Annotated in this window: 15 protein-coding genes; 8 read left to right on the top strand and 7 right to left on the bottom strand. The window is 40.1% G+C overall.

The features are described 5' to 3' along the window. Positions 1-44: 44 nt before the first annotated feature. From ATK78_RS22380 to ATK78_RS22365, 4 genes are all read left to right on the top strand, one after another. On the top strand, positions 45-2498 hold the full coding sequence (locus tag ATK78_RS22380; protein WP_133578380.1) for a TonB-dependent receptor: 2454 nt from the start codon (positions 45-47) through the stop codon (positions 2496-2498). A 191-nt stretch (positions 2499-2689) separates the two neighbouring features. Continuing rightward, positions 2690-3841, top strand: a complete 1152-nt coding sequence (locus ATK78_RS22375) for a PepSY-associated TM helix domain-containing protein (protein ID WP_133578379.1) — start codon at positions 2690-2692, stop codon at positions 3839-3841. After that, positions 3838-4038, top strand: coding sequence for a hypothetical protein (locus ATK78_RS22370; protein WP_133578378.1), 201 nt, complete (start codon positions 3838-3840; stop codon positions 4036-4038). Before ATK78_RS22375 ends, ATK78_RS22370 begins: the two co-directional genes overlap by 4 nt. Before the next feature lie 43 nt (positions 4039-4081). Beyond that, positions 4082-4552 (top strand): hypothetical protein, encoded by a 471-nt coding sequence (locus tag ATK78_RS22365; protein WP_133578377.1) that lies wholly within the window; start codon positions 4082-4084, stop codon positions 4550-4552. Positions 4553-4593: 41 nt separating this feature from the next. Here ATK78_RS22365 and ATK78_RS22360 read toward each other — a convergent pair whose 3' ends face one another. The 4 genes from ATK78_RS22360 to trhA all read right to left on the bottom strand — a co-directional run bounded on the left by ATK78_RS22360 (position 4594) and on the right by trhA (position 9293). Then, entirely contained in the window at positions 4594-6057 is a 1464-nt protein-coding gene (locus tag ATK78_RS22360; RefSeq protein ID WP_133578376.1) for a serine hydrolase, read from the bottom strand. A 156-nt stretch (positions 6058-6213) separates the two neighbouring features. Continuing rightward, positions 6214-7128 carry a helix-turn-helix domain-containing protein gene (locus tag ATK78_RS22355; RefSeq protein WP_133578375.1) on the bottom strand — a complete coding sequence of 305 codons (915 nt, stop codon included), beginning with the start codon at positions 7126-7128 and terminating at the stop codon, positions 6214-6216. Between the two features lie 348 nt (positions 7129-7476). Then, positions 7477-8472 (bottom strand): aldo/keto reductase, encoded by a 996-nt coding sequence (locus ATK78_RS22350; protein ID WP_133578374.1) that lies wholly within the window; start codon positions 8470-8472, stop codon positions 7477-7479. A 188-nt stretch (positions 8473-8660) separates the two neighbouring features. After that, on the bottom strand, positions 8661-9293 hold the full coding sequence (gene trhA, locus ATK78_RS22345; RefSeq protein ID WP_133578373.1) for a PAQR family membrane homeostasis protein TrhA: 633 nt from the start codon (positions 9291-9293) through the stop codon (positions 8661-8663). A 232-nt stretch (positions 9294-9525) separates the two neighbouring features. On the opposite strand from trhA, the gene ATK78_RS22340 reads away from it, so the two are divergent. Next, positions 9526-10011: a PRC-barrel domain-containing protein gene (locus ATK78_RS22340; RefSeq protein WP_133578372.1), complete on the top strand. Its 486-nt coding sequence runs from the start codon at positions 9526-9528 to the stop codon at positions 10009-10011. A gap of 299 nt (positions 10012-10310) precedes the next feature. On the opposite strand, the gene ATK78_RS22335 is transcribed toward ATK78_RS22340, so the two are convergent. Beyond that, positions 10311-11300: a 2-hydroxyacid dehydrogenase gene (locus ATK78_RS22335; RefSeq protein WP_133578371.1), complete on the bottom strand. Its 990-nt coding sequence runs from the start codon at positions 11298-11300 to the stop codon at positions 10311-10313. Positions 11301-11412: 112 nt separating this feature from the next. Here ATK78_RS22335 and ATK78_RS22330 point away from each other — a divergent pair, with 112 nt between their 5' ends. Both ATK78_RS22330 and ATK78_RS22325 read left to right on the top strand, forming a co-directional pair. Next, the gene (locus ATK78_RS22330; RefSeq protein WP_133578370.1) at positions 11413-12210 is read left to right on the top strand and encodes a hypothetical protein; all 798 of its coding nucleotides are present in this window, start codon (positions 11413-11415) and stop codon (positions 12208-12210) included. Positions 12211-12344: 134 nt separating this feature from the next. Next, entirely contained in the window at positions 12345-12917 is a 573-nt protein-coding gene (locus ATK78_RS22325) for an RNA polymerase sigma-70 factor (RefSeq protein ID WP_133578369.1), read from the top strand. A 128-nt stretch (positions 12918-13045) separates the two neighbouring features. On the opposite strand, the gene ATK78_RS22320 is transcribed toward ATK78_RS22325, so the two are convergent. Next, entirely contained in the window at positions 13046-14266 is a 1221-nt protein-coding gene (locus ATK78_RS22320) for an alpha/beta hydrolase (protein ID WP_133578368.1), read from the bottom strand. Next, on the bottom strand, positions 14242-14556 hold the full coding sequence (locus ATK78_RS22315; RefSeq protein ID WP_133578367.1) for a hypothetical protein: 315 nt from the start codon (positions 14554-14556) through the stop codon (positions 14242-14244). Before ATK78_RS22315 ends, ATK78_RS22320 begins: the two co-directional genes overlap by 25 nt. Positions 14557-15012: 456 nt before the next feature. Here ATK78_RS22315 and ATK78_RS22310 point away from each other — a divergent pair, with 456 nt between their 5' ends. After that, the gene (locus ATK78_RS22310) at positions 15013-16155 is read left to right on the top strand and encodes a FecR family protein (RefSeq protein ID WP_133578366.1); all 1143 of its coding nucleotides are present in this window, start codon (positions 15013-15015) and stop codon (positions 16153-16155) included. The last annotated feature ends 229 nt before the right edge of the window (positions 16156-16384 follow it).

Raw genomic sequence — 16384 nt, 5'->3', positions numbered from 1 at the left:
AATATATACTTTTGCATTTCTATTTATAATTAATCTTAATAAAAATGCATAGAAAATTACTCTTAATTTTACAACTAACAATTATTTTATTGGTAACCTATACCGGCGACAGCTTTTCCCAGACAGCAAGGGGAACAGTTCGCGGTAAAGTAGTTACTTCAAAAAATGAACCGGCAGGTAACGTATCCATTGGATTAGAAGGTACCCATTATGGAACGGCAACCAATGAACTTGGTGAATTTTCATTCAAGGCACCAGCAGGATCTTTTACCATTATCATTTCTTATGTAGGTGTTCAACGCGTTGAAGTGCCGGTTACCGTTACTGCCGGACAAACCACTGACGTACCTCAAATCACCATCAATGCAAGCATGTCGCAGTTAAGCGAAGTAAACGTAATTGCAAGTCGCGCAAACCGTTTCACCAGCCGCATCAGTACAGATGCTGCTAAAATACCATTGAATGCATTAGAAAATTCTCAAAGTTATACCACCATAACCAACGGTTTATTAAAAGAGCAGCAGCTTTTTACCGTTGATGATGCATTAAGAAATGCACCAGGCGTACAAAAAATGTGGGATGCTACCGGCCGTGCAGGTGATGGCGGTGGTTATTTTACCCTTCGTGGTTTTACCGTACAAAGTCGCCTTCGTAATGGAGTTGCCGGTTTGGTAACCAATGGCGTTGATGCAGTTAACGTAGAAAAAATCGAGATCATTAAAGGCCCTTCAGCAACCTTATTTGGAAGTACATTATCTTCTTTCGGCGGATTGATCAACAGGGTAACAAAAAAACCTTATGAGGCTTTTGGTTTAGAAGTTGGCCACACCGTTGGCAACTACGACCTTAACCGTACCAGCATTGACTTAAATACCCCGGTTACTGCTGATGGAAATGTATTGTTCCGTTTAAACTCCGCTTACAACTATGAAGGCAGCTTCCAAAACTATGGCAAGAACCGTACGTTTGCATTAGCACCAACATTATCGATCAAAGCAAGCGATAGACTTTCTATTTTACTGGAAGCGGAAATGTTTTACGGCCGTGCATCTGCAAAACCGTTTTTCTTCTTTGGCTCCACACCTAAAGAGATGGGTGTTACCAATGCCAAGCAGTTAAACATCGATTATAAAAACGCGTATCTTAATGATAACGTTACCCAGTTTAGCCGCAGTACCAATTACTTTGCCCAGGCAACCTATAAGATCTCTGATAAATTTACCTCACAAACCATATTCAGCGCATCAAATAGCTTTTCTGATGGTGCAAACCCATATTATTATTTAATGACTGATGCTGCCATATTTGGAAATCCAGCATTAACAGGTCACAATTATATTGGCCGTTACGATCAGTCTACCGCAGATAGTAAGTTAAAAGGAATAGAGGTTCAGGAAAACTTTAATGGCGATTTCAAAATAGGTTCTGTACGCAACCGTTTTGTAGTAGGATTAGACTTGCAGCATCAAAATTCTCACCAGGTATATTTCGGTAACTTCTATGGCATAGCTCCGTTAAATGATCCATCATTCGATTATGGTGCGTTTAATAAACAAGTTGTAGATGCAACTAATGCAGCTAACCCGCTTACTGCAGCAAATACCTACACCTATATCTATAAAACCAATACCTACAGTGCTTACGTATCAGATGTGGTAAACATCACTGAACAATTGATTGCATCTGCAGGTGTTCGGGTAGACCATTATGAAAATAAAGGAACTTATAACTTTGATGGTGTTAAACAGGCTGAGCCGTTTAGCCAAACTGCGGTATCACCTAAATTTGGTTTGATCTATCAGCCAATTAAAGACCAATTGTCGCTTTTTGCGAACTTACAGAATGGTTTTGTAAACCCGGGATTATATACCAATGCCAATGGCGATGCCACTGTTGCAGATCTTCAAAATGCGAACCAAATTGAAGGTGGTGTTAAACTGGGCTTATTCGATGGTAAATTAAACGGTACCATCAGCTATTACCGCATTAAATTAACGAACAGCCTTCGCGCCATTCCAAACTCACCGGTATTTGCGCAGGAGCAAGATGGTACACAAACCAGTAAAGGTTTTGAAACCGAGATCATTGCTACACCATTTAACGGCCTTAACGTAGTAGCAGGCTTCAGTTACAACGACAATAAATATACAAAAGGCGATCCTGATGTATTGGGACTTCGTTCAAATGTTGCCGGATCACCATACCTGGCTAATCTTTATCTAAGCTACCGTTTACCAGAAACCCTGATCAATGGCCTGGGTGTTGGTTTAGGTGGTAACTATGCAAGCAATAATAAAGTGATCAACAGTGTAAGCTCTGGTACGCTTGAATTATCAGAGTATTACCTATTTAACGGATCTGTATTCCTGGACCGCAGCAAATACCGTTTTGGTTTAAGTGTAAACAACATAACCAACAAACATTACTTTATCGGTTATACTACGGTAAACCCACAACGTTTACGTCAGTTCGTATTGAGCGCTTCGTATAAATTGTAATTAAGATCTTAATCATTCCATTAGCCGGAGCGGAATAATATCCGGACCGGCTAATTTTAAAAAATTGGCAGTTGAAAAACTGCCTTTATGTATTTAAGGAGATTTGGTCAGGCAGGCCTTTCAATACCCAATTGATACACCAACTTCTAATACACATACACCCAGGTCTAACTCCTAATAAACAATACGCAATGGCAACAATAAAAAGTGTAAAAAGATGGTTTTGGTGGCATAAATGGACCAGTTTAATTTGTACTGCTTTTCTTTTATTGCTCTGTTTAACCGGACTGCCATTAATTTTCCATGAAGAGATCGAGCATCTCAATGAAGAAGAAAAAACAGTACACTATCCTGCCGGCACCCCGGAAAAGTCAGTAGACGAGCTGGTATCCACTGCAAAAAAACATTTCCCTGGAAAGGTTGAGAAATTGCTGTATTGGGATAAAGAACATCCGGGTACGCTAAACGTAACCGTTGGCGATACCCCATCCTCTTCTTATGAAACTGATAAGTACATTGTCTTAAATACGTATACAGGCAAGGTTGAAGAAACACCAGTTATAACGGAAGGCTTTATGTACATCATGTTCCGCCTGCATGTAGATCTGTTTGCCGGCATAGGCGGCAAATTATTTATGGGCTTGATGGGTATTTTGTTCGTAATCGCCATTATATCAGGTATTATGCTCTATGGCCCGATCATGAAAAAGTTTGATTTCGGAATGATCCGGACCGAAAAATCAACACGCCTGAAATGGCTTGACATGCACAACATGCTGGGCATCATTACGCTGACCTGGGCCATGGTAGTTGGTTTTACCGGTGTGATCAATACCTTGTCAGATGTGGTGCTTTATATGTGGCAGCAGGGCCAGCTTAACGAGATGACCGCCCCATATAAGAATGCAGCTCCCCTCAGCGGAAGTTTAAGTTCCCTGGATCAGGCAGTGGGTCTAGTCCAAAAACAGGCACCGGAAAAAGAACCTTATCTCATTGCATTTCCGGGAACTGCATTTTCCAGTAAACACCATTATTCCATATTTATGAGGGGCAGAACACCATTAACTGAAAAACTGTTAAAACCAGCCCTGGTCGACGCCAAGACAGGTACGCTCACAGACATCAGGGAAATGCCGTTCTTTGTAAACGCCTTCTTTATTTCGCAGCCCCTTCATTTTGGGGATTATGGCGGAATGCCGTTAAAGATCATCTGGGCAATATTTGACATCGCTACCATCGTAATACTAGCTAGTGGTCTGTACCTGTGGTTTGCACGGAGAAAATCAAGCCGTGAACAACTGGCCCGCATGGAGTCTAACTATAACCTAACCGCAAACGCATGAAAACCTTTTTAAAGATCTGGATGGCCCCAATCATTTTAGCCGTAATCAGTGCAGTAGGATTGTTATCAGCCTTGATCGGTGATCACCTTTGGGATACCATATCCTGGCTCGCATTGGGCGTACCCCTGATTGTTGGCGGATATTACCTGATCGTGAATTTAACGCGCAAAAAGAAAACAGATGCGAAACAGTTATAGTAATCATTCCTCGCTAAACCATTGCTCACCTATCCAAACCTCCATGAAATATTTTGTTTACTTACTTGTTATTACGGTGCTGTTTGGATGTAACAATAAATGCGATGTAATTATAGACAGGATTTCAATACCTGTTGTATTTTCTTTTATAGATGCAGATAGTACAAACTTACTGGAAAACAACACCATTGATGTGTCAAAGATCTCAATTAAGGATGGTAATGGAAATATCCCGGGATTTAATGTCGTTCAAGACTCTACAAAAACAAAAGCCCTTTATTTAAATGTTCAATTCGAAAGCAGAAAAGGTAATTATGAGATCAAGATCGTTGCCAATAACAAGGAAACATCATTGAAATACAAAGTGATTCTCAAAAAAGATGCCTGCGAACCTTATTACGATTACACTTATACACTAAACGGCCAGCCTTATCAATTGAAAGAAAAAAAATACTTCAAGTTTAATCATCCAGAATTCTATACCCTTTATCATGTAATTTATATCAATCAATAATAGACTATATTTCTGATCTGCTTTTTTTAAAAAAACTTTAGTTAGTCAAGTTTTTTAAAGGCTGCCAGCATACCTTCCGCATTCTTATTGTTCGGATCCATTTCTAAAGCTTTTTGGTAGTTTGCAGCAGCAAGTTCTTTTAAATCTAATTTAAGATAACACTCAGCAATCAGTTCATACGCATAAGACAGATCCTGTGGCTTGGCCCGGAGCATCAATGCTTGCTTGAAAACAGATATGGCATCATTAAATTTTTTACGGCGCTGCAGGTACTTGCCAGTACTGATCACATCGCCAATCTCAAAAGAAAAATCATATTGGTCCTGATGATGGTCCTTCAGCACTTTGTAATAAACAAGCCCTTTTTGCAGATCAGCAAGCATCTTTTCACGAACTTCCAGGTATACCGATTTCTTGGGGACTGTAACAGTTTCTCCATTTAATACGCCTAAAAGAGCAGATTTAATACCATGAACTTTAAGCTGCTGGTTATTGGTCATCATTACGATCACAATGCTGTCTTTGGGGCTATTATAAAATAAGGCTTCATAATTACTATTCGATCCCTGGTGCTGGTGCGAGCTTAATTGAGTATCCTGAAATTCAGTTTTGCCCAGGCTACTCTCGCCACCCGGAAAGTTGGAAGCAAGTTCCAGGTATGATTCATGACTAATGATCTTATAACTATCCAGATTAGTAACCCAGCTAAACAGATCCATTATAGGCAGCCTGATCCACCCGGTCATACCCTGGGCATATGGTGTTTCTCTAAACTCACTATCAAAGGCCCTTGCCATCTTCAAACCGTCCGCAGGATAATCGATCATGCTGCTCATCATGCCGCATGGCACCAGGATATTTTGTTTAATAAAAGAAGCGTAGCTAAGTCCGCTTAACTTTTCGATGATCCGCATCTGCAGGTAAACATTATAATGGTTGTAAATATAGGCGGTACCAGGATCAAACTCCAGTTTTTTAAGTCCGGTTAGATTTTGCCAGATGAGCGAATCCGTTTCTGTTGCTGTCGGCGCGAAAAGGGGAATGCCGCTGGTATAATTGATCAGGTTGCGGATCTTTACCTGTTGCGACCATTGTGGAAGTCCCGGAAGATATTTTTCAATAGGATCATCCAGGTCAAGCAGGCCGCGCTCTTTTAATATCATGATGCCCGTACCGTTAAATTCCTTACTTATAGAACCGATATCAAACCGCATCTCTGGTGACAAAAGCCTTTGCCTACCGCCGTCAGCATATCCAAAAGAACGCTCATAAATGATCTTTCCACGAACAGCAACCAGAATATTCCCATTGAAGATGCCCCGCTTACTAGCCAGGCGCATCACAGAATCAATTTTATTGACCGTACCTGCCTGGTTATTAGAAGTCCTCACCTGTTTATTAGAAGTTCTTACCAGTTTGTCAGGAGTTCTTACTTGTGCATAGGTAGACGAGAGCATCCAGCACGTTAGAGAAAGGGCAAAAAGGAGTTTCTTTTTTTTACACATATACAGCAAGATAACATGCTGTTTTTAAAAAAATCAAAATAACTTTCCAACTGCATAATAAGCTTGTAAACAACTTTTTTATCAGGATGCTAAAGTTTACGATCTACTCTGTTTAAAAATTATAGTCAACTAATATTCTAAGATACAAGATCATGATCAACTAAACGATTGCCTGAATTCCAGTGGCGAAACGTTGGTCTTGCTTTTAAACAGCTTGCTAAAATACTGGGGATATTCAAAACCCAGCTGATAGGCAATCTCACTAACAGAAAACGTAGTAGTTGTTAAAATAACCTTTGCTTTCTCAATCAAATGGTTATGAATGTGCTGTTGTGCATTTTGCCCGGTTACAGACCGCAGCATATCGCTAAGATAACTGGCAGATACATTCAGCTGGCTGGAAATATACTGCACAGTAGGTAATCCTTCTTTGATATCGCTGTCAAAATAAGCATCCAGCAAACCTTCTAACCGGGTAAGCAGATCATTGGTAGATCGTCTTCTGGTGATAAACTGCCGGTTATAAAACCGGTTGGAATAATTGAGCAAGAGCTCAATGTAAGAAACAATCAGATTGGTGCTGTAGATATCAGTCCCCGACCGGTATTCCTGCTGAATGTTGAGGATGATGCTTTCCAGCAACACGTTCTCCTTTTCAGAAAGGTGGAGGGCTTCAAAAAGTTCGTAAGAAAAAAAGCCATAATCTTTGATGGCCTTTGCCAATGGATAGCCCAGAATAAAATCAGGATGCATAACCAGCATCCAGCCATTGGGAATCTGGTCATCCGCATGATTCGATGACGTAATTTGTCCGGGCGCAAGAAAGGACATCACCCCTTCATCAAAATCATAGTAATTCTGACCATATCTCATTTTCCCTTTGAAACCTTTTTTAATTGCGATCGTATAAAAATCGAGCATCACTGTTTCCGGCCCCCTGTCTTCTTCAAAATTAATATCCTCAAACTGGACAACACTAATGAGTGGATGCTCTGGCTTAGGCAGAGACAAATGACGGTGCAGTTCAGAAATTGAACGGATGTGCAAAGGAGTATTTACTGCTTTTTTCATAACAACAGGTTAAAGGACTACCCATAAAGATAGTCCTTAATTGGGCTTAAATCTAACCCGAACGAATTAACATTAACGTGAAACAGGTCAATGCGAGACAGATTAACATTAATATGAAACAAATTAAGATCAATATGAAACAGATCAGCGTGAGACAGATAACATTAATGTGAACAAATTAGAATCATGAAACCGGTCAACTTGAGACAGATTAACATTAATATGAAACAAATTGAGATCAATATGAAACGGTCAGCGTGAGACAGATAACATTAATGTGAACAAATTAAGATCAATATGAAACAGGTCAGCATGAGACAGATTAACATCAATTTAAACCAGATCAGATTACCAGTTTGGCATATTTGCAGCATCATAGCGGGCACCAGCAGAATAATCCAATGGAACCAGCTTTTCTATTTTTTCCAGCTCCGCAGCATTTAGCTCAATATCGGTTGCTGCAATATTCTGCTCCACATAATTTACGCGTTTAGTACCTGGAATTGGTAAATGACCTTTCGCAATTACCCAGGCAATAGCCAGCTGAGAAGCAGTAACTTCTTTCTCCTCTGCCAGTTTTTTGATCTCATTGACCAGTTCAATGTTCTTGTAAAAATTATCCCCTTGAAAACGAGGGGTAGATTTTCTAAAATCGTCATCAGCAAAATCATTAGGGCTGCTGATCTCTCCCGATAAGAAACCTCTTCCTAGAGGAGAGTAGGCTACAAAGCCAATATTAAGTGCTGCTAAAGTGTCTAATATACCAGCTTGTTCAACACTGCGCTCAAACAAAGAGTATTCTGTTTGCAGTGCGGATAAAGGATGTATAGTATGTGCTCTTTTGATTACGTCTGAAGAAACCTCTGACAAACCAATGTAACCAACCTTACCTTCTTTAACAAGCTGGGCCATTGCAGCTACAGTTTCTTCAATAGGGGTTTCAGGATCTAAGCGGTGTAAATAGTAAAGATCTATATAGTCCGTACCCAGGTTTTTAAGCGAACGTTCAACCGCCTTTTTCACATAATCTTTACCCCCGTTAATTTTCCAGGTCAGCTGTTCGCTATCATCTATTTCATAACCAAACTTAGTGGCAATGGTATAACTATCCCTGTTGCCTTTAATCGCTTTGGCAATCAGTCGTTCATTCTTTAGCGGACCATATAGATCAGCGGTATCCAGAAAGTTGCCGCCAAGTTCAAGAGAACGGTGAATGGTAGCAATGGATTCTGCCTCATCGGCCTTTCCATAAATATCCATCCCCGCAATGGTGGTCATCCCCATACAACCCAATCCAATAGCCGGAACTATAAGGCCCTGGTTACCTAATGCTACTTTTTTCATAGTATATAATTTTATTAAAACTTCTGTTTATCTAATGATACAAATGTATTCTGTATGCTCAGTCAAAATTTATCCGAATTACGGAATGTTGTATACAAAATGAAGACTGACCCGGGGATCTGTGATAACGCAACAATAAGATACCAGTAAACTACCATCAGCATTCTATCACCAACAAACGCCAGGTTTTACATGACCAGCAATACAGCTACATAATGACAAATGGCAGCAGCCAGCACAATACCATGCCAGAGTGCGTGGGTATAGCGGCGCCTTCCCCAGGCATAGAAAGCTACACCGATCATATACAATGCTGCACCAACAAAGATCATCACAATCGCTGAAAAAGGAAGATTAGCAAAAAAGCGGTTTCCTCCTGCTGCCAGTGCCCAGCCCATAAGCACATAGATGATGATAGATAAGGCTCTAAATCTTCGGGTAAACCAAATCTTAAAAAACATACCTAAAAGGGTAAGTCCCCATAAACAGGCCAACAATGTAATGCCAAAGCTGTCATTCACATATACCAGCAAAAAAGGAGTATATGTTCCGGCAATCAGAAAATAGATGCTGATGTGGTCAAAGATCTCGAAAAGCTTTTTAACCTGTTCATTTTCCAATAAATGATAAACCATGGAGGATGTAAAGAGCAGCAGAAAGCAAAAGCCATAAATTCCTGCGCCAATAATTCCACTGGTATTGTGATGCTCGGTAGCAAGCGCAGTGAGAACAGGAAGGCCGCTAACACCGAATATTACGCCAAGGCCATGGATTAGTCCGTGGATCAGCTCTTGTTTACGGGTATAAGGAATAGACATCATTCTTTACAGTAAAACAATACAGGGTCAAAAAAGTTGCAGGTTCCTTAATTATTCATACCGCTAAATTCTTTGATTTCAAATGTACCATAACCAGGAAACACCGATTTCCAAACAATGCAAATTAAGAACCCTGATTATTTAAACAAAAACTCATTTAAGCAGTTATAACAACAGGTAATTACATTGCCCATTAAATTAATAACATTCTTTTAAACAGCTATACGAACAGATCATGGAACAAGATGAGCACAACCATACCGCATTAAGGCTTGAAGAGCTTAATGAAAGCAATTATGAAGTAGCAGACCATCAGCCCGACATTACAGGCTGGGAAATTGTGGATAGTCAAAGAAACGAAATTGGCGAGGTAGAAGATCTGATCTTCGACAAAGAAGCGATGAAAGTACGGTACCTGGTCAGTAGTATCTATTCAGAAACCGATGAGGATTCAAGATTGGTGCTTATCCCGATTGGCGTAGTACGTCTCGATAATAATGAGGATGAGGTTATTCTTCCTGAGCATTCTCTAATTAATTTGAATACGCTGCCAACCTATCAAAAAGGTACAGTGATCTCACCTGCAGAAGAATTAGCAGTAAGGTATGCTTTTTTAGGAAACGCCGGGTTAGAGATCGAAGGAGATTCAACCTATCAGGCACATCCTGAAGATTTTTACAATCACGGGCATTTCAGCGATGAACATTTCCTAAAGAAGTAAAAAGAAACGCTTATTCAAGAAGCATTAATTTCGATGAAGAATCGGAAAGAACGCTAAGGTCTTTTCATTAAGAGTTCCTTTTGCGATGCACATTGTTAAATAGAGATAGCCGGATAGCAAACAGCTTTAGCAGCATAGAATCCCCCCTTAAAAGGAACTCTTATTCAAAGACTGCATTAATTCCGATGAAGAATCGGAAAGAACGCTGAGGTCTTTTCATTAAGAGTTCCTTTTTTACTAGAATATCCGACGAATAAGTACAGTTAGATAAAGAATATTCGAAGAATTAGAGATCAATGTTATTGTGGAATCAGTTGATTTTTCAGAATGCCGCCAGCAGCAAATGCATCAACATTCTGGAAGGTGATCGTAGCAATCTGTTCCATGGCTTCACGGGTAAAAAATCCCTGATGAGACGTAATTAGGACGTTTGGAAAAGATATCAGGCGCGCAATCAGGTCGTCCTGGATCACATCCTCAGAAAGATTATGAAAGAACAGTTCTCCCTCCTGCTCATAAACATCCATTCCTAAATATCCCAGCTGACCGGTTTTTAAAGCTTCGATTACATCTGCTGTTGCAATGAGTGCTCCCCTGCTGGTATTGATCAGCATAGCGCCCTTGCAAAACAACTTCAGGCTTTCTGCATTGATCATATGATGGGTATCGTCTGTAAGCGGGCAATGGAGCGATACAATCTCTGCATCAGATAAAGCCGATTCCAGTGAACTGTATGTTAAACCTTCGGACTGCAGAACAGGGTCTGGAAAAGGATCATAAGCAGTAATCACACAGCCAAACCCCTTTAAAATACGGTAAAATGCTTTGCCAATATTACCCGTTCCAATCAAAGCTACTTTACAGCCATGCAGGTTAAATCCCATCAGTTTTTCCAACGAGAAGTTTCCTTCCCGCACACGGTTATAGGCTTTATGGGTTTTGCGGTTTAACGTTAAGATCATTGCCATGGCGTGTTCTGCTACAGCTTCAGGAGAATATGCAGGCACCCGAAGTACTTTAATTCCCAATGCTGCAGCCTGCGGCAGATCAACATTATTAAAACCTGCGCAACGTAAAACGATCAGACCAACGCCATTGGCCGACAGTTGAGACAGTACAGGAGCATCAGCGTGATCGTTCACAAAAATACAAACCGCAGTAAAGCCTTGTGTAAGTGCTACGGTCTGCATAGTTAGCGGCGCATCAAAAAAAGTCAGATCATGGCCGGTATTAAAACGTTCCAGAAAGTCGCGGTCATATTGACAAGTGCTGAATACGGCAATTTTCATAAGCATCAGGGTTTTCAAGTAAGGTAAGACAATTAAATCTCATACTCACCATAGGACTTATTCATTTTAGTCTATTTATTTCAATATCTTACCTGAAATTATTCACATTTCCATGAAACGCTTCACCACTCAGCTTGCCCTCCTAATCGGAATATTAACATTAACCAACCTCCCATCGAACTCCTTTAGCCAGGTTAAAGAAACCATCTATTATCTGGCTGACACGACAAATGTTGGAAAGCAAAATCAAATCCTGGAAATAGGTAAAGAAGGTCTAACCTATTATGCATTTTATTGTAAATGCATTCCGCCTTATGATTCTTACTTAACATTTGTTGTTTCAGATAGAAATTATTTCGAACAAGTTTTCAAAGACGTCCCCACCAAAAAAATGCTATCATGGAGAGAATTAGAGGCATTGGCATCAAAATATTGGGCAAACTTCAATAACAAATATGATTTCTACATCATAGAGAAATTGCCTAAAGGCTATAAAATGAACAAAGCAGACCTAACTATAGTAAACCGGACAGCAATCATTGATTTCGTTAAAATTGAAAAACCTGCAACAGATTCATATAAAAAAAAGGTTGCAGATAGCAGTACTTATAAACTTACGGAAAAGGGAATAAACGTAAATTTCGTTAACCTTTCTATTAAGGTTTTCGACACAGATGGATCCGAAATGAGAAGCAGCATCGGACTGAGAGATAAAAAAAATAATCCAATCATGAACTTTTTCACCAATGAAAAAGGACAAAGTTATGTACAGATATTCGAAACAGATAATATAGGATATATAACTGTAGGTGATATAGGTTACGACCGGCTATCCATCCCGGTAGGAAAACTAAAAAATAAGAACATCCTGCTGGAAGTAAAACTGAGGGGACAAAGCACCAGCAATTGACAACTATCATAACAAATATAATGTGGCTCAACGGCCATTTGAAATAATATAATTGCTGATCAAAAACATCATATCAGTCAATGTATCCCTATTTTTGCTAAAAAAACACTTTTCATTAGTATATTTAGACACTGATGAAAAGTTTTCCGGAATACAATGATCATGATCTCGGTATTTTGCTCAGAGACGGTGCCCAGGATGCTTTTGACGAAATCTATAGAAGACACTGGAAAACACTATACCAATCTGCGTTTAATATCCTAAAAGATAAAGAACCCTGCCTCGATATTGTGCAGGAAGTTTTTGTACTGCTTTGGAAAAACCATGGGAATCTGACTGAGGTACTATCCTTCAAAGCCTATCTTCTCGCTGCCGTAAAATACCGCATTGCCAATTACATCCGCCATAAAAAGGTACGTCAGGATTTTTTTGATGAAGTACAGCGCTTTAAACCTGCCCCTGCTTTTTTAGATACCACACTCGAAGTTAAAGAGCTTAAAGCCGCCATTTACACCTTTACACAAAACTTGCCTGAACGATCCAGAATGATCTTTCAAATGAGCAGAAACGAACACATGACCAACAAGCAGATCGCTGAAGAACTGGGTATCTCTGAAAAAACTGTAGAAAACCAAATTACCATTGCACTCCGCAAACTCAGAGGCCAGCTCGGCAATAATTTCTGCTGGATTGGATTTATTTTGTAATCCATATCACCTGTTAATCCTACTCAATTTGCTACTCCTGATCGGTCTTGCCCCTATTAAAACCTGCCCGGTCCTCAGAATATTCTGATAAAAGAGATATCCTTAATGCAGTCTTGAATAAGAATATCTTATTGGCCCTCACTGTCGGGATAACCCAAGGCTTTCAAAAAATCCCTGCGCCAGGCAAACACAGTCTGAACATACCTGGGATCATCAAATATAAAATGCCCGCCCTCATTCATAGATTTAAACTCAACTGTATTGCCAGCCAACTGCGATAACCTGGCAAACTTTTGTGCAGAGGCATAAGGAACGTTTTGATCGACATTACTATGGATTAGTAGTATTGGCGGCATATTCTTCCTGATCAGTTCATTTGGCGAAATCCTTATCACCGAATCTTTATTCAAAAGATCCTTTCTGATCCATGCGGTCTTTTCATCTGTTAGATCATATACCCCGGAATTAACCAAAAGAACGTTAGGTACCGGACTAAATTGCAGGTGATCACTCTTTTCGTTCAATTGATCCGAGAGGGCTGTAGTTAATACCAGGTGACCGCCAGCAGAATTTCCTGTTGCAACGATCTTTCCAGTATCGATACCCAACTCATTTCCGTGTTCCCGCAGCCAGCGAATGGCAGATCTGGCATCCATAACTGCGGCAAATGGCAGCGTACCTTGTGATCCGAAAATACGATATTCTACAGAACATGCTACCCAGCCGTTCTCTGCATATTTGCGGCAGGCTTGAAAATGCCATGAAGGCTGCCCTTCAGACCAGCTTCCGCCATGAAAGAAAACAATTAAAGGCTTTTTATTATTCCCTGCCGGATTGTCTTTCTTAAAGATATGAAGATCTAAACCATAATTTCCAATCTGCTTATATTCAACCACCTGATGGTCTTTGAGGTCATTTCGCGAGTCCTGGTAAACCTGCTCCAGCTTTGCTGTTAAAGTAGAATCCCTGCACTGTTTCTTGAATTCCTGAAATAGTTCCTGGGTATATTTAGTTCCGTTATGAGTAACATGATCAAACAACAAGCGGTATTGATGAAAGTTCTTACACCGCTCCTCTCTGACATATTGTGGCAAAAGATGCCACATCGCATAAAGCCGCTTATTGTAAAGGCCGGCATAAATCGGTTTATTCAATTCCTTATTGATCTTGTATCCAAGAAAACTCTGTATAAATGGCATTAGATCAGAGTTTCCCAATAATGAAGGGTCGTTAAAAAGCAGCAGGTTACCCTTGATTTTTTGTTCTATAATTGGATACCCTTCTGGCCGATCCTTAGAATAGATCTCATGACCGGCAGGATATTCTATAAGTATCTTATCAAAATACATCTTAATCTCAAATTGCTGGGAAGATAGGTAAGCAGAAGGGAGATCTTTTTTCCAAGCGGCAAGCAGTGCGTAAATCCATTGGCAGACGAATCGATCATCTTGGTAAAGGTCTTTTCAGAAAGCTTGTGCATTTGAACATAATTGGGATAAAAATCATCGGAGAACTTTTTGCCAAGCTTTTTCTGTTCCTCCAGATAGCGTATCTGTGAGCTGTCTTGCTGAAGGTTATTCTGCGCATTTGAACAGAATGTGATGCAGATAAAAGCGATCGCTACAAGTAACTTTTTCATATAGCTGTTTTGTCCATGACGAAAGTTAAGCAAAAAAGGTTGCAATGCAACCTGCCTAAGATCTGTTTTAATTCTTCAGAAATTCCATTTATCATCATCTAATCCTACTCAATTCTTAGTATACTCTCGTAAAAAAGAAACTCTTAATGAAAGACCTCAGCGTTCTTTCCGATCCTTCATCGGAATTAATGCAGTCTTGAATAAGAGTTCCTTTTTTAATCCGGCAATAATTTCTGTTGATCAATGCGGCATTGAACAAGAACTCCTTTTATCATCATCTAATCCTACTCAATTCTTAGTATACTCTCGTAAAAAAGAAACTCTTAATGAAAGACCTCAGCGTTCTTTCCGATCCTTCATCGGAATTAATGCAGTCTTGAATAAGAGTTCCTTTTTTATTGAAAAATATTTTGAGACGGCTTGGGGGCTGGGCACTTTACAAGTGACTAACTATATATGACCAGGGAGGAATTATTACAACTTACCGAGAAAATTTCATCAGCAAAGGCTACAACTGCAGAAATAGCTTTATATAACCAGTGGTACAACCAATACCAGGAAGATCAGAAATGGGAGATCAATACCATGGGAGATCCCAATGAACTGGAAGTACTTATGCTGGAAAGAATCAGATCAGAAATAAGACCGGTAAAAAAAATACGGAAATTATACACCCGAATTGCAGCTGCAGCAGCAATCCTGATCATCTTTGGTGGAGGCTTATATTTTACCAGGTTCTCAGACAACCAGGATCCTGACCACATCCCTTATGCAGCACATATCCAAACCGGCGGTAACAAAGCCATACTGACCCTCTCAAATGGCAAGAAGATCATGCTTGATGATGCTGGTGCAGGTGAGGTAGCCAAAGAATCCGGCATAACCATCAGCAAATCTGCAAATGGACAGATCACCTATACCGCAGCCAAAACAACCGCTCTCCAAACTGATAAGACGGCATTTAATACCATAGAAACCCCAATGGGCGGTCAATACCGCATTCTTTTGCCAGACGGCACATCGGTATGGCTCAATGCAGCCTCTTCCCTTACCTTTCCAGTCATCTTTTCCAATACCGAACGCAGCGTTAAGCTAAGCGGCGAAGGGTACTTTGAGGTTGCAAAAGATAAAATAAAACCTTTCCGGGTACAAGGCGGCAACCAGCAGGTAGAAGTATTGGGAACACATTTCAACATCAGCAGCTATGCCGATGAGCCGCAAACAAAAACAACCTTACTGGAAGGAAGTGTGAGGGTTAACAGTGACTTCACCGAGACACATGCCATACTCAAACCCGGCGAACAAGCAGCATTCATTGGAAAACAACTGCTGGTATACCATGTAAATACTGAAGAAGCAGTAGCCTGGAAAAATGGATATTTCAATTTCAATGACGAACCGCTGGAAGGCATCATGTTAAAGGTAGCACGCTGGTACAATGTTACGGTCAGCTTTGAAGACAATGAATTGAGAAGAGAAAAATATGGAGCGGTAACCACCCGGTTTGATAACGTATCAGCCCTGCTCAACAAGCTGCAGCAAACCGGAACCGCCAGATTTAAAATAGACGGAAAAAGAATTATCATCACTAACAAATAAACCAATCGTTTAATATCAACTAAACCAAACCACCAATGATCTTCAGAAAACCAACCTAGCTGCGTGTAGAAAGAAACGGGTTTTTAAACAAAAAGATCAGGAGCACTGCAATGCCCCTGATCAATACTGCTTAAACCTGAAATGCAATTTGCCAACCACATTTTTTAATTTTAACAGATACGTAAATGTATAAAATTTTTACACAAAAAATTTGTACGCTGAAAGGCTA

The organism is Pedobacter metabolipauper, assembly GCF_004362715.1.
Classification (GTDB): domain Bacteria; phylum Bacteroidota; class Bacteroidia; order Sphingobacteriales; family Sphingobacteriaceae; genus Pedobacter; species Pedobacter metabolipauper.
The sequence above is the reverse complement of the archived record's forward strand: the minus strand, read 5'-3'. Positions and strand labels throughout refer to the sequence as shown.